This window comes from Helicobacter sp. 11S02629-2 (assembly GCF_002272875.1).
In the GTDB taxonomy this organism is placed as follows: domain Bacteria; phylum Campylobacterota; class Campylobacteria; order Campylobacterales; family Helicobacteraceae; genus Helicobacter_I.
Map to the genome: position 1 here is coordinate 1 of NZ_MLAN01000018.1, position 20063 is coordinate 20063.

Below are 20063 nucleotides of genomic sequence, written 5' to 3' on the forward strand. Positions count from 1 at the left end.
ATATTTAAAGTGAAAAAGAGCTAAAAATAGCTAAAAGTAAAATCTTATTTCATTTTTAGTATTAACTAATAAATATTTTTTATAAAAGTTTTCACTTTAAGCTTCCTTTAATACAAAAAAAAAAAAACAATTAGAATTTTCTAACTCACTAAGTTAGTGGTAATTAAATCATATAAAAAAGGACAACCAATGCAAAAAGTTACAAAGATAGTACTGGCAACTAGCCTTATATTAGGACTAAGTGGTTTTGCAAGTGCTGCCCAAAACTATAAAAGAGATAGGGCAACTCATGCTATAAAGTCTGATAACAATGACATAAGTGGAATCAAGTTCTTACTAGGCGCAGGAGTAGGCACAGGACTAAGTGCAGATGCTGGTAATGGTGGCTTTAGTATACAACTAGCGCCTAATCCCGGTCTTGATGCCAAGCTAAAACTAGGTACTGGAATCTTTACTACTACTAGTAATAGCACGTTAGGACTTCAAGCAACTATAGGAGTAGGGGCTAATGCCCTAGGCTCAGGCACTGGCTTTAACCCTCAGTACTCAGTTAACTTAGACTTTATACAAGCTTTCAAGATAGGAAGTGGCTATGTAAAACTAGGTTATATACTAGGCGCTGGTGTTGCTATAAGAACACATGATAGTGGAAGTAATAGAAGTGGTAGTTTTAGTGGTGATACCATAGCTAGTGGGGCAGCTGTATTTGATGACTCAATGATTACTGGGGATATAAATGATGTGGGCAAGACTACTGTTATCAAGCAACAGTTTGGTGAAGTTAACAAGAAGATACAAGACCTATCTTCCCAAATAACTAGTCAAGCTAATACTATAAAAACACAATTTCAAAATGGCAATATATCTCAAGGTGTAAGTGGCTTTAAACAGATACAAGGCCTAGCCTCCCAGATAAATGCTTTAGGATTCAATTGGAACAACAGGTTTCCAGGTTCTAGAGGCTCGGTTCCAGTATTTGCTAATAGTCTAGGGTCTACCTACTCTGATCAAGCAGTAAAGATTCTAAAACCAGTTGCCCTTAGCAGTGTACAAAGTCAAGTTAGTAGTGCTGAAACTATAGCTAATGAAGCAAAAACACTAGCTGGGAATCCAAGTCAAGCATCAAACATACAGCAAGCTGCAGAAAAGATACAACAAGCAAGCACAAAACTAGCGATGGCTAAAAATAACCTCCAATCTTTACAAAACGTTGGGATCATAGATTCTAATGATTACACTTCAACTATAAGCCCGGGTGATAATGCAGTGACCCAAGCAAGTAACACTTTAAAAACAACCGGCACTATAGGTGCCCAAGCTGCCCAGATAGCCAACCTACAACAACAGCTTGCTGATGCAAACAGAAAAGCTACTGAAGATAGTGCTAAACAAGCTACAGAGATCTCAAGCCTTCAAGCCCAGCTAAAAGAGATACTAGATCAAGCAAGGATAGCAGCTAGTCAAAGTGCAGCAGAGTTAGAAGCAGAAAGAAAAAGACGTGAAGCTAGTGCTAAAAACGTTCCTACTATCCTTCCAACCCTTAAAGCTGGTCTTATAGCCTTTATAGGCAAGCATCAAGCAGTATCACTAGAGTATCAGTACTACTTTAGAAACACAGTTCAAGGTATGGCAAGTAGTGATATCTCACTTAACTATACATATTACTTTGGTGGAAAATAAACGTCTTTATACACAACATAAGCCCTTAAAACATTAGTTTTAAGGCAGAGATTTAAAAAAAAGAAAAAGCAACAAGAGGAGAACTATGCAAAATTTTAGCAAGATAACAGGGATTAAAAACATAGCCCTAGCCACCAGCTTACTTTGCGCCCTAAGTATTACAAGCCTAGCAAGTGCAAGTGAAGCTATAAGTGATAGCGTAGGCATTATTAATGGTAATGGTACTACTAGCGATAGTATAAACTTTTCTAAGTTTGCTATGAATGATAAAGCTAGTCTTATAGGAAGCTCTAAGTCTATAGGGACTTTAGCTATGCTAGGAGATAGCTCTAGTGATAGTTCTAGCAGTGAAGATTCTAGTAATTATCCTAAAAGTGATAACTCAATAAATGGCTTAAGATTTAACCTTGGTCTTGGAGTAGGCACACAACTAGGCTCTAGTCTAAAAGAAATCTATAAAAGTGATAATAGGCTTAATGCAAGGCTAAGTCTAGGAAGTACCTTTTTTAAAACATTAAGTGGTGGAAGCACTATAGGGTTAAAAGCTAGTATTGGCGCTGGGGCTAATAATGTGCTTAGCACTTCTAACTACGCTCCTCAGTACTTTGTAAATCTTGACTTTATGCAAGTTTTCAATGTAACTAGTAGTGGTTACTTTAAGCTAGGCTATATAGTAGGTATAGGTGCTGCTATAAGAACTAACTCTGCTTATAGTAGTGGAAGTGGTAGTTCTAATACAGTAGTTGGGGCAGCTGTGCTTAATAATATATGTAGTGCTCAGTTTGATCCAAGAAAAGGCGAAACTTGTCAGTCAGTAGGAGGAGTAGAAGCTCCTAGCTCTAGTGGTTTTAGTAGTGGAGGCAGTTCAAATACTTCATCAAACACAAGTCCTGCTAGTACTGCATCTAATCCATTACTTACACAGCGTATAACATCAACCGAGCAAGCAGAAAAGATCCCACTAGGAGATGTTAATAATCCAGTATTTAATCCTAATGGTACTTTGAGTTCAGGGGACTATCAAACAAACCGCATGTATAATCATGCTATAGCCTTTGCTAATGCTGCTGTTGATGCAGCACAAAGTGGTAATTATAGTAGGGCTATATTGCTTTATGGCATGTCAGAATCTCAAGCTTCTGTAGCTGCCTTAACGCTGTTTGATTTATTTAAAACAAATCCTGCCTTATTTGCTAGGCTTAATAAACTCCCTCAAGCTGGAACTATAGGTCTTAATAACTCTGTAGATGGCATAATTGGCAAAATCACAGCCAATATAATACCAACAGTAACAGGGAAAATCTCTTCTTTACAATCAGAGCTAAATACAGCAACTTCTCAATCAAATAGCAAGCAATCCCAGCTAGATTCCATAAATCAGCAACTTACAGCCTTAACTAAACAAAAAGATAGCCTTGCTACTCAGTTAGCTGCCCAACAAGCCCAAAGTGATAAAGATGCTAAAGCTTTAAAAGATGCCCAAGCTAGTGCGGCAGATATGCAAAATAAGCTTCAAAGACAAATAGATACTTTAAATACTACTAAAGTAAGCTTAGAAGGAGAGATTAAAAATCTAAATACTACTAAGACTACTTTAGAAGGAAAAATAGCCTCTTTGAAAGAAGCTAATGTTAATGCCCAAAATAGTATTGATAGCCTAACTACATCTAATAAGGACATACAAGAGAAACTCAACAAAGCCAATAAAAGTAATGAAACACAAGCAACTAATATCACTACTTTAGAAAGTCAGATAGACAATTTAAAACAGCAAGCTAAAGAAGCACAAGAAGCTACAGCTCAAGCCAAACAACAATCAGATGCAAAGATAGCTCAAATCCAAGCTCAGTATAAAGATGCCTCAAGCTCACTAGATGAACTAAAAACTCAGTATGCAACTAACCTAGGAAAGATAAAAGATGCAGTTTCTAAACTTCAAAGCACTACTAGTGATGCTAGCTCTACTACACAATCTTTAAAAGATAATAATGCTGATATGAGTGCTCAGCTTTCTAGCATACTAAGTAGTCTTCAAACTCAAGCTGGAACTATCAAAAATCTAAGCGATACAACTAAAACTCAAGCTGAGACTATAGAAAAGCTTAGGTCTAATGGAGAAAAACTTCAAGAGACAATAAATAGTCTAACTACTAATAAAGAAGGACTAGGAAGCACTATAGATACTTTAACTAAGACTAATAGTGCCTTACTATCAAAGATACAAGATGTAACTGCAAAGATAGCAACACTTGATGGAGATAGGAAAAATACAGAAGCTACAGCAGATGAACTTCTAACTAATCTTAGTAGTCAGCTAGATAAGCTAAAGGCTGCCCAAAAAGAGTTAGAAGGTATAAAGCAGGCTAAAGCTAAAAAAGAAGAAGATGCAAAGATAGCAGCTGCTGCTAAGGCTTTAAGAGAAAAAGAAAGTAAAGAAAACTCTATGCCTACAATCCTTCCTACTGCAAAAGTTGGAATCATAGCTTTTATAGGCACTAAGCAGTCTATCTCTTTAGAGTATCAGTACTACTTTAATGCTAGCAAAGTTAACTCCATGCCAGTAAATGACATAAGTCTTAACTATACATATTACTTTGGAGGGAAGTAGGGATGTTAATAAATATAAAAATAATAAAGGAGGCACATGCAACAAGATGTGGAATTAGTGGCAAAAAGGTTAGAAGATAAGAACTTTATCTTCTTTGTGTTTTAAAAATATTTAAATTTATATAGGGGATATGCAATGAAAAAAGCTACAAAAATAATATTAGCTGCTAGCTTAATAGTAAGCTTTAGCAGTATGGCTATGGCAGCTACTTCTCACAAAAGAGATAGAGGCCTTTCTAGAGAAAGTATAAGTTCTAGTAGTAATGATATAAGTGGAATCAAGTTCTTACTAGGCGCTGGGGTTGGCACAGGACTAAGTGCAGATGCTAGCAATAATAGATTTAGCGTACAACTAGCACCCAATGCAGGGCTAGATGCTAAGCTAAAACTAGGTACTGGAATCTTTACTACTACTAGATCTAGCACGCTAGGTTTACAAGCGACTATAGGAGTAGGAGCTAACTCTATAGGTAGTACTTCTAGTTTTAATCCTCAGTACTCAGTTAACTTAGACTTTATACAAGCCTTTAAACTTGGAAGCACAGGCTATATAAAACTAGGTTATATACTAGGTGCTGGTGTTGCTATAAGAACTAATGATGGTGGTAGTAATGGCAGAGGGAATTTTAGGGGTGATAGTGTAGTTGGGGCTGCTGTAGTGAATTTTCCGGGGATCACTAATCCAAATGTAGCAATAAACAACTACACACTTCCAAATCCTGTGGCTATACCTGCAGGGGCAAATGATGTTTATGGTGTTAAAAATTATAATGATGCATTTAATCAAATAAAGCAAGCTTACGCTGCGGAACAAAGTGGTAACTTTGTAAGTGCAACTTCACTGATAGCACAAGCTCAAGCAAATGCAAGCGAGTTTGCTAAAAAATATGGTGCTCCAATGGCTCTTGTAGGTCGTGGTCCCAATGCTGTTGCTGGTGCCTTTGATCCTTATTCTGCTGCAGGTCGCAATACTGGTATTAATGTGTATAGGAGTGGTTTAGGAGAAGATTTATTAGACACAATAACAAGCATAGCCAACCTAATAACTAAAGACATGCTTCAAAAGCAAGTAAGCACTCTTCAAAATCAAGTAACTAATCTAACAAATCAACTAGGAACTAACCCTCAAACCATCGAACAACAAAAACAAAAAATTGAAGAACTAAACAAACAAATAGCCTCATTAACTACCGATAAAACTAACTTAACAGATAAAAACACTAGTTTGCAAAATGACCTAGATACAGCTAACAACACAACCATACCGGACTTAAACAAAAAAATAGCTAATTTACAACAAAAAGTAGATGATTTTAACAAGCATCAAATAGCAGCTGCCAATAATGCCAAAGAAGAGCAAGATAGACTAAATGCTGCTAAGGCTAACAGTGCCCCTATTATCCTCCCAACTCTTAAAGCTGGGCTTATAGCTTTTATAGGTAAGCATCAAGCAGTATCACTAGAGTATCAGTACTACTTTAGAAATACTATGCCTAATACAGCAAGTAGTGATATCTCATTTAACTATACCTACTACTTTGGAAGTAACTAGGAGATTAGATAACAACCCTTAGACTAAAGCTTAGGGGTTGTTGATATGAGTTAGTAAGAGTTATATGTGTTTGAAATATTTGTCATTGCTAGAAGGTCTTTAGATCTACTTGGCAATTAAATATTTTAATATTTAAGATTCTATTTATTTAAAAATCTTAACTCTTTGGGTTTGGGTGGGTGGGATGCATTACTTAAAAAGTAGTCTAAGAGTTTATGAAGATCTTTTTGTATGTTTGATCTTTATAACTAACTTTAAACTACTTAAAGACTTAAGTTTTTAGGAGTGATTATATTTTGTATGTTTATAGTCACAACAAAAACTTAAACCTTTGTCTTTTTAAGATCGCTTAGGGCTAGATTTGGATTTTATAAGCTTTTATTAGTGACAAAAGCTTATAGGTCTAATCTAGCCCTTTTTTATTTTACTTCTTTTTATATGCACTTCAAGTGATAGTTTTTTAATATTTTCTTACTTTATCACGTGCAAGCTTTTAGTAATTAAAAATAGATTCTATAAATCTATGGAATCTAAAAATATCTACTTGCCACGACTATTAGTAACAGCCTAATACATGACACAAAAAGCTAAAGGAGTGCTTCTTTACACCTTATAAAGCGAGCTTTTTTTACCTACAAAACGTATCTTTCTTGCAAACTTTGGAATCCATGTGCCCTTATTAAACGCAAAATGAAAAAAGATAAAGCGTATATAAGTTTCAACACAGATAATGGCATATAAAAAGTACACACTAAGCCCAAAACTTATACATATATACATAGGCAAAAGTCTTAAAATCGTAATACTTGATATATTAATCATCAAAGGAACGTTTGTCTTACCAGCCCCACGAAGGGCACCATCATAGACAAAACAGCAAATTAGAGGCACTTGAGAAAGTCCAACAGCTATTAGATAATACATCCCAGACTGCAAAGCCACTGCGTCATGGCTTATAAAGATAAGTGTTAAAAAGTAGCCAAATATCGCTAAAAGCAAGCCTATAGTACCCATCACACTAGAAGCTATGATAAGACAAAGCCTTACATACTCTTTAGCATAAGCTATCTTTCTAGCCCCTAGACTTTGCCCCATCAAAGCCATAGCCGCTACCATAAAGCCAAAGCCCGGCACAAAAGAAAAGCTCTCAACCCTAGTGCCTACTTGGAATCCTGTGACTATACTGTCCCCATAACCTGCAACAAACTTTAGAATGATACTTATACTTACAAGCGTATAAAGCCTCTCTATACCAGTAGGTATGCCTATCTTTAAGCCATATTTTAGATAGTAGAAGTTAAAGGTGAAGCGAAGTTTTAAAAGCAAGCTTTTTTTAAAAGTGATAAGTGTCAAAAGTATAAGGGCTTCAATATAAGCTATGCCTACAGTTACAAAAGCTGCTGCTTCCATGCCAAATTTCGGCATGCCAAAACCACCAGTTATAAAAGAGTAGTTTAAAAGCACGCTTAAGATAGTAACACCTATCTTAATCATAAAAGGCTTTCTAGTATCTCCAAGGGCTGCAAAGCTAGATATCATGACGTTTTTTACCATAAGGGCTGGGAAGATAAAGACTGTAACTCCTAAGTAGTAAACCCCAAGATTAGTTATAGTATCGCCCAAGTTAAGCCACGCAAAATAGTAGTGTGCACCAAAGTGTGCTACTAAAGCTGTAGGTATAGAAAAGATGATGGCTGAGTAAAACATAACAGAAAAGATGCTTTTTATCTTAGTGTAGTCCCTAGCTCCAAAAGCACGAGAGATCTGTGCGTTAGCAGCGATATAAAGTATAGAAACCACTGGATAAAAAAGCACTAAATAGCCAGTTGATATACTAACACTTGCTACGTACTCATTACCAAGAGCGCCTATAAAAAAAAGTGCTATAGACATATCTAGCACATCTAAACCGCTTTGAAGTCCACTAGGAAGGGCTATATTTAAGATGCGCCCTACTCTAAATCTAGTCTTAGACCTCCCTTTCTTTTTTAGCTTACTTTCAAGCACAGGTAGGGCAGAATCCTTACTGCCATAACCTTCAGGCTCGCTTTTCATAAGATGCGCCTTGCTATAAGCCTAATAGTCCTTTTATCTTCACTCTCATTAACATAGTCTTTATGCAGTATCTCAAAGTCACTTAGATAAGTTAGTATCTCATCTACTTCTAAGTAGTGATTTGGATTCTTAGCTTCATTAAGCCTTTCAAAGCTTTCATAGATAAAGATTCCATTTTGTCTAACCAGTGAACGTAAGTTTTTTAGTATGTCTCTATTAAGATAAAAAAACTTCATAACTAAGTCATACTCTTCATTTGCTTCAAAGTTTTCTAAGTCAGCACAGACTAGATTAACCTTGTGCTTGCCAAAGTTTACAGACTGAAGCAGGTCTTCTAGCTTATTTAAGGCTACTTGGGAGATGTCTATGCAGGTTAGATTAAGCTTTCTTAAAGCCATTAGCTTTAAAGAGTGCCTTCCAGTCCCACAAGCCACATCTAGCACTTTTAGCCTCTCTTTAGAATCTTCTTTTTCTAAAAATGGCAAGGCTAGCTCTAGCAAGTTACTAGATTCTAAAACCATGTCATTAGATTCATACTTATCATCCCATCTAGTTTTATCTTGCAAACTCAAAGCCTACCCCTTAAAAGCAAAACGTTTCAATAAATCTGAATAAGCATCAATCCGCCTATCTCTTAAAAAAGGCCAGATATTTCTTATACGTGCTATCTCGCTCATATCTAAGCTTGCTTCTAGTAATCCTTCTTTTGTGGAATCTAGTCTGCCTAGTATCTCTCCTTGCGGTGAGGCTATAAAGCTATTTCCAAAAAAGTCAATGCCTTCTTTGTCATCTTTAGACTTAGCTACAACTTCTGCATTAGGATTGTAAATAGCACTTAGGCTTTCACCCTCTTTGCCAACACGATTTATACTTGCGACATAGATTCCATTAGCTATGGCATGGCTTCTTTGCATAGTTACCCACGCATCTATCTGCCTAGCCCTCTCGCTTTCATCTTCGCTAAACAAAGACCCTATAGCAGTAGGATAAATCAAAATCTCAGCGCCATTAAGTGCCATAACCCTTGCAGCTTCTGGATACCACTGATCCCAGCACACCAAGATTCCAAGCCTTCCTATACTTGTATCTATAGGCTTAAAGCCAAGGCTTAAGTCATCTTTACTATCTTGCTCGCCGGGCGTAAAGTAGTACTTTTCATAAAAGTTATTATCATCAGGTATGTGCATCTTTTTATAAGTCCCAGCTATGCTTCCATCTTTTTCAAACACAACTGCGGTGTTATGGTAAAGACCAGGTGCCCTCTCCTCAAAAAGACTAGTTACTAAAACTATCTTTAAGTTTTTAGCTAGGTCGCTAAAAAAGGCAACTTGCTCTTTAAAGTTTGAAGCATAGTCAAAGTTTCTTAAGTCTTGGGCTTGACAAAAGTAGTGGTTGGCATGCAGCTCTTGTAAGCAAACTAAGTTTGCCTTGCTTGCTGCTTTTTCTACTAAGTAAGCAGTTTGTTCAAGCTGCCTATCTCCTTTAAAGCTTTGTTGTATTAGAGCTATTTTTATATCACGCATCTTTGTTTTTACTCATCACTTTCTTCATCATAAAGATCATAGTCATCATCATCATACTGGAAGTTTGAATCTTCTTCTAGTCCATCATCATCTTCTTCGTAGTCTTCCTCATAGTAGTCGTAATCATCTTCAAAATCATCATCTGACATGTCATACTCCTTTAAAATAAACTGTAGTGAATTATATAATTTTTCCCATAATAACTATGAAATGAATAAGAGATGAAATATTAACTTATCTTGATTTAGGTATCAAATTTGCTTACGTATAAAAGAGTTAAAAGATCTTTTAGGAGACTGGGATATCATGTCAGATATAAATAATATTTCGCTAGACCTATATAATAAAAATACACTTTATATAAAAAGACAGAATCTAAAAAGCGATACTAGCCAAGTTAAAGCCCAAAATAAGGACTTATCTACCAAAGAAGTATCTATAAAAAGTACTTCTTTAAGCCCCGTGCAAGTAAAAGAAAGTGTAGCTGAAGTTAGCATTAAATCACAAGATGGCGCTAGAGAGACTTATGGCTTAAATATATTAGAGTTAATGAGTGATAAAGAATATAGCGCATGGATAAAAGCTACACTCAATCTAAATGATGGTGAAAAACTACTAGCCGCACAAAAGCTTTATCAACTAGCAGATATGAATAAGCTAAGAGAAAAAAGCCAGCTTGATAGACCTAAAGAAAACCATGATAAAGCTAGCCTAAGCTTAGATTCTAAGACTAGCAGTGAGAATGAAGATCCTTTCATAATTAATGCTAATAAACTAAATGGTATAAAGATGTTTAACGCCCATAGTGACTTTATACAGCGCTATGTTAATGCCTACTCTAACTTAGAACAAAACATAAACATTAATAGTTAGCTTTGATTTTTAACTTTGAGAGGTGCATCTAAAAGTGTGTCTATATAAAGACCTAAAGTCCCTACTTCTCAAGACTATCTTTATCTAACATTATGGTTTGTGGTACTTTAGTATCCACTATCCACACATAGCCAAGTCTTGCTCTGTCTGAGTAAACCTGCACGCTTGCTTTTGTGTAGCCATGGTCTTCTTTAACGCTAGTAACCTTACCCACTTTTATGCCTTCAAAGAAGATTCCATCTAGACCGCTAGTTATAACCTCATCGCCCACTTCGACATCTATCCAAGAGGGTATATAGTCTATAACTATCTTATTATCACTATCAGTTCTTAGTATGCCCGGGGCTTGATTTTTTCCTACATAGACACTATAACTTGTGCTTTTATCACCGTTTAAAAAACCTAGAAGTGTGTTATCTTTAAAAGTAGCTATGCCCATAGCGTAGCCATCTTTTAAGATTCCATACATCTTATTAGTAGTGCTATGTTTTACAGAGTAGTCAATCCATATACGAGTATAGTTTGCAAGGGAAGCATAAGATATAACTTTTGCTAGCTTTGTGTTTACTCCATCATATTTATTATTGATATTTAAAGCAGCATTCAAGTTATCAAAACTAACTTTTAAAGCATCATACTTAAGCTTATCAGCCTGTAGCTCTCTAATAGTGCTTCGCATATGGGCAACTTCTGCAGCCTTAGTAGTATAGTCATCAACAAAGTCAGAAAAACTCTGCTTTTTTTCTACATAAAACTGCTTTACATCATAGCTTGATGTTATAACAAAGCTCCTTAGTACAGGGACAAAGCCAAAGATAGCAACAACTAAGACTATAAGTATGATAAAAAAAGAAAGTATCTTCATTAAAAAAGCTAGCTATTAGCTATTATCTTTTCTAATACACTCATATTTTCCATGGCTTTGCCAGTGCCTTTTGCCACAGCAAGCAAAGGCTCATCACCAACATAAACTGGAAGTTTCACCATGTCTGAGAAGTACTTATCAAGATTTCTAATTAGTGCTCCCCCTCCAGTTAAAACTATGCCATTTTCAACTATATCTCCAGCTAAGTCAGGTGGGACTACCTCAAGCACACTCTTTAGGGCATTACCCATCTCTTTTATGTGATCTTTTATAGCGTCTCTTATATCTTCACTAGTTATCTCTACAGTGCTTAAAAGGCCACTTATTTGATCTCTTCCTTTTACTTGCTTAACTAATATCTCATCTAGAGGTGCTGCACTTCCTATATCTATCTTTATCTCTTCAGCTGTTCTATCGCCTATTAGAAGGTTAAACTTCTTTCTAACATACTCTATGATAGCCCCATCTATCTTATCCCCAGCAGTTCTTATAGATCTAGATATAACTAGCCCTCCTAAAGATAAAACTCCTATCTCAGTAGTACCCCCACCTATATCAACTACTAAGCTACCTTGAGGCTCTTGTATAGGCAGCCCAGCACCAATTGCTGCAGCTAGTGGCTCTTCTATCAAAAACACTTCTCTAGCCCCTGCACTCATGGCAGATTCTTTAACTGCCTTTCTTTCAACACTTGTAAGACCATAAGGCACACAGACCATGATTCTAGGACGCATGAAGTTTTTTCTTTTATGTGCTTTTTCTATAAAGTAGCGAATCATCTTTTCAGTTATATTAAAGTCAGCTATCACGCCATCTCTCATAGGTCTAACAGCCCTTATATTATCAGGTGTTTTACCTACCATCTCTTTGGCTTCCCTACCTACAGCTAAGATCTCATCATCTTTATATTTATCTACCTTAACAGCAACTACTGAAGGCTCATTTATTAAGATCTCATGACCTTTTATCATAACTATAGTATTAGCCGTGCCTAAATCTATGGCTATGTCATGAGAAAACCACCCTAAAAGTTTATTAAATAACACTCTTGCTCCTTATATCTTATATAGCTTTGGCTTTGTTTTTTTTGATTAATATAGGTTTTTCTAGCTTATCTACGCAAGCTTTTGTGATGACTACTTGATAGCCGCTATATTCTGGCATATCAAACATTAAGTCAATACACAGTTCTTCTACTATAGACCTAAGCCCCCTAGCACCGATTTTGCGTTCAATGGCAAGCTCAGCTATACGCTCTATTGCCTCATCTTCAAAGACTAGGTCTATATTATCCATCTCAAAAAGCTTTTTATACTGCTTGATGATGGCATTTTTTGGCTTAGTAAGTATAGATATCATAGCTTCTTTGCTTATGCTTTCAAGTGTTGAGATAACTGGTAATCTTCCTATAAGCTCAGGTATAAGACCATAGCTTACAAGATCTCCTGTATCTACTTTAGAGATGATGGAATCTTTACTCTCTTCTTCCTCCTCACCACTACTTACGCCAAAGCCTAAAACTGAGCTTTTAGATACTCTTTTTTTGATGATGTCTTCTATACCATCAAAAGCACCCCCACATATAAAAAGTATATGGCTAGTATCGATTTGGATAAAGTCTTGATTAGGATGCTTTCTTCCGCCTTTTGGAGGTATATTAACCACACTTCCTTCTATTATCTTAAGTAAGGCTTGCTGTACTCCTTCTCCACTTACATCACGAGTTATAGATCTGTTTTCAGAGAGGCGAGAGATTTTATCTATCTCATCTATAAACACTATGCCCATCTCTGCTTTTTTAACATCACCATTTGCTGCTTGTAAAAGCCTTGTTAGGATATTTTCTACATCTTCACCTACATAACCAGCCTCAGTTAAAGAAGTAGCATCACATATCGCTATAGGTAACTCTAAAAACTTAGCTAAGGTTTGTGCCATCAAAGTCTTACCACTTCCAGTTGGGCCTATAAGCAAGATATTAGACTTAGAAAGCTCTACATCATCACCTGAGTAAAGGATGTTACCATTTTCATCTTTCTTATTAAGACTAGCTATCCTCTTATAGTGGTTATAAACCGCTACACTAAAAATCTTTTTAGCCCTCTCCTGCCCTATGACATAGTCATCAAGATGATGTTTTAAAGACTTTGGGCTTGGGATATCTTTCTTTAAGATATCAAAGCTAGTGCCTTCAAAACTATCTTTATCAAAGTACTCTTTATAAACATAAGTAGAACAGTACTTGCAGATAAAAGCTTTTTGACCGCTTACTTCTGGGTTACTAGCGACTAGCGGGTTACCCTCACTTGCCTCTTTCCCACAAAAACTACACCTATCAGTCATCTAGCTCTCCTCTTTTAAATGGTATCCCACGTGTAGATTCCAAGATAAATGTACAAATATGTCTTATCTCTTCCATAGGGTTAGTCTCTAACTCTAGACTTGCTATCTCTTGTAAGCTTTGCTTACCACTAAAAAGTCTTTTATATAAAGAACTTATAGAATCTATTTGCTCTCTGCTTAGTATCTTTCTCATCCTAAACTTATTAAGCCCTACTATCTTTGCCCTATTACCTTCAGCTAGGCAGTAAGGCGGTATATCTTGTGCTAAGGCACTAGCCCCAGCTATCATGGCTCCTTCGCCTATTTTTACAAACTGATGAACTGGTGTCATACCACCTATGTTTACGTGGTTTTCTATAGTTATGTGTCCACCAAGTGTTGCATTATTAGCCAAGATATTATTATTACCAACTATGCAGTCATGAGCTATATGAACATATGCCATGAATAAGTTTCCACTTCCAATAACTGTCTTAGCCCCACCACCAAGAGTGCCCGGGTTAAACATACAGTGCTCTCTTACTAGATTATTATCCCCGAGTATTAAAGCAGTTTCTTCACCTTTATACTTAAGGTCTTGAGGTGGGGTTCCTAAAACTGCATAAGGAAAGATGGTATTACCACTGCCAAGTGTAGTGTTACCTAATAAAGTTACGTTGTTATAAAGCTTGCAGTTATCGCCTATTACTACATTTTCACCTATGACGCAAAAGTCACCTATGTCTACGTTTTTGCCTATCTTTGCACCAGATTTTATAACAGCAGTGCTAGCTATCATTTCGTATGCCTATCAACTACCATGGCTTGAAGCTCTGCTTGGCTAGCAAGATTCCCATCTACAAAGGCCTTGCCTTCTAGCTTCCATATATTGCTTCTATGTTTTAAGACTGTCATCTCATAGCATAAAGTATCGCCGGGTCTAACTGGGATTCTAAACTTAACATTATCCATAGTCATAAAGTAAACTATCTTATCATCGCTTAAGCCCTGCTCAAGCCCCCAAGTGCTTACAAAAGCTAGTATCCCCCCAGCCTGTGCCATGCCCTCTACTTGCATAACTCCGGGATAGATTGGCTCTTTGGGAAAGTGACCTAAAAAAACTTCTTCGTTTATAGTTATGTTTTTATAGGCTTTTATGCTTTTATTGGGGATGATTTCTGTAACTCTGTCTACTAAAAGCATAGGATATCTATGAGGCAGAATCTTCATAATGCTATCTATGTTTAGTTGGATTTTTGAGTTTAATGTATCTTGTTTTGAATCTTCCTTATTTAAAACTTCTTCCATTAAGACTCCTTGTATTTATTTTGACTTGATGTTAATTCATGATTCTATCATAGATAAGTTTCTTCATCTCCGGGAAAATCCTTCGTTTTTACAGAATCTACATACTTTTTAAGTGCGCCTTCTACCAGCTCCGCCCCATTTAAAAAGCGTCTTACAAACTTAGGCTTAAAGTTAGTAAAAAACCCAAAAGCATCACTCCATACAAGTATCTGCCCATCACAGACATTCCCAGCCCCTATACCTATAAGTGGGATCTTAAGCTCACGCTGCAAATCTTTAGCAAGACTAGAGATAGTGCCTTCTAAAACTAGGGCGATAGCCCCAGCTTTTTCGACTTCTAAGGCATCATTAAACACACGCTCAATTGAAGCTTCATCCCTTCCTTGCACGTGAAAGCCCCCTTCACTTCTTGCCATCTGAGGCTTAAGTCCTACGTGGCCAACCACTGCTATACCGCTATCAACTATAGCTTTTATGATATGTGCTACTTCTTTACCACCTTCAAGCTTTATAGCATCAACTTTAGTTTCTTTGTAGAATCTTGTAGCATTTTTTAGGGCATCTTCTATGCTATGGTAAGACCCAAAAGGCATATCGCCAACTATATAAGCTCTGTTTGCACCCCTGCAGACCGCCTTAGAATGATATATCATCTCATCCATGCCTATAGTTAAAGTATCACTTTCATTATTAAAGCTCATATTTAAACTATCGCCTATTAGTATCAAATCTACATGTTTATCAAAAATACTCGCAAACAAGGCATCATACGCCGTTATACATACGATTTGCTCTACGTTTTTTTTAGCTTGCAGGGTCTTATAAGTGATTTTATTTGCCATTTTTAGGGACTCCTTTTTTAAGTAATGATAACATTACGCTAAATGATCTTTGTATATTATTAATGTTAAATGTTAAAATAAAACAATTTCATCTCTAATAACTTTAAGGAGTTCTAACTTGGACCCATATCACTCGGTTGGTGTCGTTATCTTAGCCATACTATTGGTTTTATTAAATGCATTTTTCGTTTTATCAGAATTCTCTATAGTTAAAGTTAGAAAGTCAAGATTAGAAGAGCTAGTAAAGCTTAAAGCACGTAACGCAAAGCTTGCACTAAAAATCTCAAAGTCACTTGATAGCTACCTCTCAGCCACCCAGCTTGGCATCACTCTAGCCTCTATTGGACTAGGTTGGGTAGGAGAAAAGATAGGAAGACTTATCTTTTCTGGCTTTTTGCTTTTTACTAATGACCCCCAAGCTATAAACATAGCAAGTCTCATCCTTTCTTTTATCATAGTAACCTTACTTCACGTAATCCTTGGCGAGATAGTGCCAAAGTCTGTAGCCATAGCCAAAAGTGAAGAATCTGTCCTAGCCATAGCTAAGCCACTTTATGCCTTCCACTTTGTCTTTTGGCCAGTTATAAAGTTTTTCAACTTAGTTTCAAACCTAGTTTTAAAGCTACTAAAAGTCAAAGGCACAAGTGACGCCCACAGTGATGAAGAACTTAAAATCATAGTTGGAGAAAGCCTAAAAGAAGGGCACTTAGATTCCATAGAATCTGAGATCATAAAAAACGCAGTTGACTTTTCAGACACCCTAGCTAAAGAGATAATGACTCCTAGAAAAGACATGGTCTGCCTTGATAAAACTAAGACTTTAGAAGAAAACTTAGAGATAGTAAAAAACAGCAAGCACACAAGATTCCCTTACTGTGATGGAAGCAAAGATAAAATCCTTGGGATAATCCACATTAGAAGCCTTCTTAGTCTAACTTTACAAAACAAGATGAAAGACTTAGATTCTATTGCCGTTAAAATGCTAGTTATATCTGAGAATATCTCAATCTCAAAAGCCATAGTTAAGATGCATGAAAAGAAAGTCTATACTGCTTTGGTTGTCGATGAGTACGGTGGTACTGCTGGAATCTTAACTACTGAAGACATTTTGCAAGAAGTCATGGGTAGTATCTATGATGACACAGATGAAAACCAAATCAAAAAGATAGATGATAGCAACTATGAAGTAGAAGGGATCTGCGAGCTAGATGACTTGCAAGAGATTTTAGATATAGACTATGAAGATAAAGAGCAAGTGACTATTGGCGGCTATGTCTTATCTCTTTTTGGAAGTATGCCAAGTAAGGGCGATAAGATAAGTGATGAGTACTGTGACTATGAAGTCTTAGATACAGTGGATAATAGGATTAATAAACTCTTACTTACAAAGCTAAATGTCTTAACTAAAGAAGAATCTAAAGACTAAAAGCCTTATCTAGCATCTTTAAAAAGTTAAAAGGAATCCTATGTCAGATACGCTAAAAGGCATCTTTTTAATGGCCTTAGCGACTATCTTTTTTGCTGCTATGAATGGCCTCATAAAGACCTTAGGAAGTCTAGGTATGCCCTCTATGGAAAACATCTTCTTTAGAGCTTTAACTATGGTTATCTTAGTCTTTGCTAGCATACTAGTTACTAACCTTCATAAAAATATAGGCCTATTTTTTAACGCCATGAAAAACGCCCTTAGATCCCAAAAAAAAGGTGGCCTTAGCAAGCTTTTAATCCGCTCTCTTTTTGGTGCTATATCCATGTCACTAGGATTTTATAACTTTATAACTATACCTCTTGGTATAGCTACAGCCTTCATGCTTAGCACCCCTTTATACATCACTCTTTTTGCCCTCTTTACTAAAAATAAGCCTAGACCCATAGTCATCTTTGCTACCATACTTGGCTTTGTTGGAATCTTACTTATAAGTGATCCTTTTGAAGGAAAGATCCCTATAGCAAACATCATAGTTGGAATCTTAAGTGCCTTAAGTGGAACCTTTGCCTTCTTCACTCTAAAAAGTATGAATGGCTACTTTAAAAGCGAAAGCATAGTTATGTGGTATGGAATCATCATGACCCTAGTTGGCTTACTTGGTATGTTTGCCCTACCCGTAATTGGCCTTCATAACCCTCTAATCTCAGGCTTTAAGATACCTAGTAGCTATATGTGGATTCTAATAGTTTTTGTTGGTATCTCTGGTACGCTTGCCCAGTGGCTTATGACTAAGTCTTACATGTTTACAAGTCCTGCTATAGTCTCACCTATAACCTATCTTAGAATCATATGGAGTATGATAATAGGCATCTTTCTAGGAGATAGCCTCCCTAGCCTCTATCAAGCCTTAGGGCTACTTTTAATCATAGTCTGTGGTGTCTTAATAGCCCTTCCTATCATCATCCAAGATATAAGAGATAGCAAAAACTTTAAAAAGCTTAAAAGTTAAAGTATTTTTAAACTAAAAAGGATTCTTTATCATTTATATACTCTACTTGACACTAAAGATAAAACTAGATTAAAGCACAAAAATTCACTTTGATTAAAATTACTTTACTTTTTGGTCTCACAAGTTACTTCTAATCTTATATAATTACAGAGTATTTTTAGATGGTCAGTTCTTAAAAAAAGTTTACTTAAACCCAAGTGTAAAACAAGCACAAAAAAAGTTAGAGAAAGAAGTTTGCTATGTCTTTAGGACTTAATATCCACCATACCAACTTAGCTAAGCTGCTAAGCCTTTCTTTTGTTTTAAGCATCCTACTAGGGCTTAGCTATGCAGATGGGACACCACAAGATGCAGGCGGAAAGTTTCCAGTTCCTAGGGGATTTTTTGGAAATTGTACAGGTGAGTTTTGCAGGGCATCAGACGTAAATGGGAACTATTTATACCCAACTAGTAATGCCTCTCCAACTATTAATAGCTTTGATAGTGGAAATATCTACTACTTACAAAATATAAACTACTCTATGAACTCAAAGCTTGATAAGACTAACTTGCTTACTTTAAATCTTAACAACTCTAGTCTGATACTAGGGGCTAACGCTACAAGTGGAGGAAGCACTGGCTCAGTCTTACTAGGGGCTTTTAGTGGAAGCACTACCAAATACAATACAGGCATCACTTTTAACGCTGCAAAAGATTTCTATATAAGAGGAGATGTCAATCTTGGTGGGCACCATTTGCAGCATGGTGTGAGTGTGTATGGTGGTGGTGGTGCCCAAGTAAGTATTAATGCTACTGGTAATGTCTACCAAAGTGAGACCTTAAAACTAACTCAGTGTACTACACTTAACTGCAGTGGTAATGCTACTAGCCTAACAGTAGCAGCACAGAGTTTTAACTCAACTGGCACTATCTTAATGGGTGATAACTTTAACCTATCTACTTCAGGTCCTACTAAGCTAGACTTTAGCTCTACTCCAAAAGTTAGCCTAAGCACACTTATAGTTGGTGCAAATGCTGGTAATGCAACAATTGATGCTAACTCTGTAAAAGACACACTAAATATAACTAATCTAAGATTTAGGTGGAATAGTGACATAAGCAAAAGTACTGGGAATCTAACTATAAACACCCCAAGCACACTTAACATAGCCAACCTAACAAATACGGATAATAATACCTTTTCAACCACAGTCCGTGCCACGGTTAATATAAAAGCACCTAATGCCAATGTCATAGTAGGCCATATAAATGCCTACGGTGCAACTAGTGGCGCTAACACAAACATAGAAGGGAAAAACATAAGCGTAACTAATATAGAGTATAAAAACGCTGGTGTTGCAGGAAGTGTGCTTAATGTTGGGCTAAAAGCTAGCGAAGATATCTTTTTAGATAAAAGTGTATTAGGTAGTTTTAACCAACTAACACTTAGCGGTAAAAACTTTAATGCCAATAAGATAGTAGCTGAAGGACTACCTACAACAGGCAGCAACTCCATCCTTGAAGCCTCTAACATCACTGGGGATTCTAATATTAAGGAGCTAACTCTAAGGGGTGCTAGTGTCTATGGGAAAAGATTTAACATAGGTAGCCTTATAGTTGAAAGAAATAATAATACATGTATAGGCAATAGTTGTAATAACAACACGGTCTTTTACTCCAACATAGACAAAGTCAATATAGATAACTTATATCTATATCAAGGAACAAGTGATGTTGATAAAGCAGGCTTAGAGTTCAAGGGGAACTCAGATGCAAAAACGGGCAGTATCTATATAAAAAACGCTACTTTAGATTCCTACTCAAAACTATTGATAAGAAATATAGGAGATATAGAGGTTGATAACCTAACTTTTCTCTTTGCTAGTGCCACCCTTCCCACCCTAAACGCTAATACCCTTACCTTCCAAGATGGTGCTTCAGACTTACATGTAAGTGGTGATACAAACATCTATAAAACCCTCCATGTCCAAAATGACTATGCTAATGTATATAAAGCTC

17 protein-coding genes are annotated in these 20063 nt (G+C 36.4%); 7 read left to right on the forward strand and 10 right to left on the reverse strand.

The genetic code is table 11. The features are described 5' to 3' along the window. The first annotated feature begins 189 nt into the window (after nt 1-189). The 3 genes from BKH40_RS07930 to BKH40_RS07940 all read left to right on the forward strand — a co-directional run bounded on the left by BKH40_RS07930 (nt 190) and on the right by BKH40_RS07940 (nt 5839). On the forward strand, nt 190-1680 hold the full coding sequence (locus BKH40_RS07930; protein ID WP_095278466.1) for a hypothetical protein: 1491 nt from the start codon (nt 190-192) through the stop codon (nt 1678-1680). Between the two features lie 85 nt (nt 1681-1765). Beyond that, the gene (locus tag BKH40_RS07935) at nt 1766-4288 is read left to right on the forward strand and encodes a hypothetical protein (protein WP_095278468.1); all 2523 of its coding nucleotides are present in this window, start codon (nt 1766-1768) and stop codon (nt 4286-4288) included. A gap of 135 nt (nt 4289-4423) precedes the next feature. After that, complete coding sequence (locus tag BKH40_RS07940) at nt 4424-5839, forward strand: hypothetical protein (RefSeq protein WP_095278470.1); 1416 nt, start codon at nt 4424-4426, stop codon at nt 5837-5839. A gap of 603 nt (nt 5840-6442) precedes the next feature. Here the strand turns inward: BKH40_RS07940 and BKH40_RS07945 are convergent. Genes BKH40_RS07945 through BKH40_RS08795 form a run of 4 tightly spaced genes read right to left on the reverse strand, consistent with a single transcriptional unit; the run spans nt 6443 to nt 9566 of the window. Then, entirely contained in the window at nt 6443-7894 is a 1452-nt protein-coding gene (locus BKH40_RS07945) for an MATE family efflux transporter (RefSeq protein ID WP_095278472.1), read from the reverse strand. Continuing rightward, complete coding sequence (locus BKH40_RS07950) at nt 7891-8466, reverse strand: class I SAM-dependent methyltransferase (RefSeq protein ID WP_095278474.1); 576 nt, start codon at nt 8464-8466, stop codon at nt 7891-7893. The genes BKH40_RS07945 and BKH40_RS07950 overlap by 4 nt, the downstream gene beginning before the upstream one ends. 3 nt (nt 8467-8469) lie before the next feature. Further along, nucleotides 8470-9417, reverse strand: coding sequence for a carbon-nitrogen hydrolase (locus tag BKH40_RS07955; protein ID WP_275542244.1), 948 nt, complete (start codon nt 9415-9417; stop codon nt 8470-8472). An 8-nt stretch (nt 9418-9425) separates the two neighbouring features. After that, nucleotides 9426-9566, reverse strand: coding sequence for a hypothetical protein (locus BKH40_RS08795; RefSeq protein ID WP_180675170.1), 141 nt, complete (start codon nt 9564-9566; stop codon nt 9426-9428). A 157-nt stretch (nt 9567-9723) separates the two neighbouring features. Here BKH40_RS08795 and BKH40_RS07960 point away from each other — a divergent pair, with 157 nt between their 5' ends. Then, nucleotides 9724-10290 (forward strand): hypothetical protein, encoded by a 567-nt coding sequence (locus tag BKH40_RS07960; protein ID WP_095278476.1) that lies wholly within the window; start codon nt 9724-9726, stop codon nt 10288-10290. A 61-nt stretch (nt 10291-10351) separates the two neighbouring features. Here BKH40_RS07960 and mreC read toward each other — a convergent pair whose 3' ends face one another. From mreC to panB, 6 genes are read right to left on the reverse strand one after another with little or no spacing between them, the layout of a single operon-like run. Next, on the reverse strand, nt 10352-11155 hold the full coding sequence (mreC, locus tag BKH40_RS07965; protein WP_095278478.1) for a rod shape-determining protein MreC: 804 nt from the start codon (nt 11153-11155) through the stop codon (nt 10352-10354). An 8-nt stretch (nt 11156-11163) separates the two neighbouring features. Beyond that, nucleotides 11164-12201, reverse strand: coding sequence for a rod shape-determining protein (locus tag BKH40_RS07970; RefSeq protein ID WP_095278479.1), 1038 nt, complete (start codon nt 12199-12201; stop codon nt 11164-11166). 16 nt (nt 12202-12217) lie between these two features. Then, the gene (gene clpX / locus BKH40_RS07975) at nt 12218-13498 is read right to left on the reverse strand and encodes an ATP-dependent protease ATP-binding subunit ClpX (RefSeq protein WP_095278481.1); all 1281 of its coding nucleotides are present in this window, start codon (nt 13496-13498) and stop codon (nt 12218-12220) included. Continuing rightward, the gene (gene lpxA, locus BKH40_RS07980; protein WP_095278482.1) at nt 13491-14276 is read right to left on the reverse strand and encodes an acyl-ACP--UDP-N-acetylglucosamine O-acyltransferase; all 786 of its coding nucleotides are present in this window, start codon (nt 14274-14276) and stop codon (nt 13491-13493) included. Before lpxA ends, clpX begins: the two co-directional genes overlap by 8 nt. Further along, complete coding sequence (fabZ, locus tag BKH40_RS07985) at nt 14273-14785, reverse strand: 3-hydroxyacyl-ACP dehydratase FabZ (RefSeq protein WP_095278484.1); 513 nt, start codon at nt 14783-14785, stop codon at nt 14273-14275. The genes lpxA and fabZ overlap by 4 nt, the downstream gene beginning before the upstream one ends. A gap of 47 nt (nt 14786-14832) precedes the next feature. Next, a complete protein-coding gene (gene panB / locus BKH40_RS07990) occupies nt 14833-15627 on the reverse strand; it encodes a 3-methyl-2-oxobutanoate hydroxymethyltransferase (RefSeq protein ID WP_095278485.1) in 795 nt (264 codons plus the stop codon). 118 nt (nt 15628-15745) lie between these two features. Here panB and BKH40_RS07995 point away from each other — a divergent pair, with 118 nt between their 5' ends. The 3 genes from BKH40_RS07995 to BKH40_RS08005 all read left to right on the forward strand — a co-directional run. Beyond that, complete coding sequence (locus BKH40_RS07995; RefSeq protein ID WP_095278486.1) at nt 15746-17053, forward strand: hemolysin family protein; 1308 nt, start codon at nt 15746-15748, stop codon at nt 17051-17053. Between the two features lie 40 nt (nt 17054-17093). After that, nucleotides 17094-18065 carry a DMT family transporter gene (locus tag BKH40_RS08000; RefSeq protein ID WP_095278488.1) on the forward strand — a complete coding sequence of 324 codons (972 nt, stop codon included), beginning with the start codon at nt 17094-17096 and terminating at the stop codon, nt 18063-18065. Between the two features lie 239 nt (nt 18066-18304). After that, a partial coding sequence (locus BKH40_RS08005; protein WP_143428478.1) for a hypothetical protein occupies nt 18305-20063 on the forward strand: 1759 nt, incomplete at its 3' end.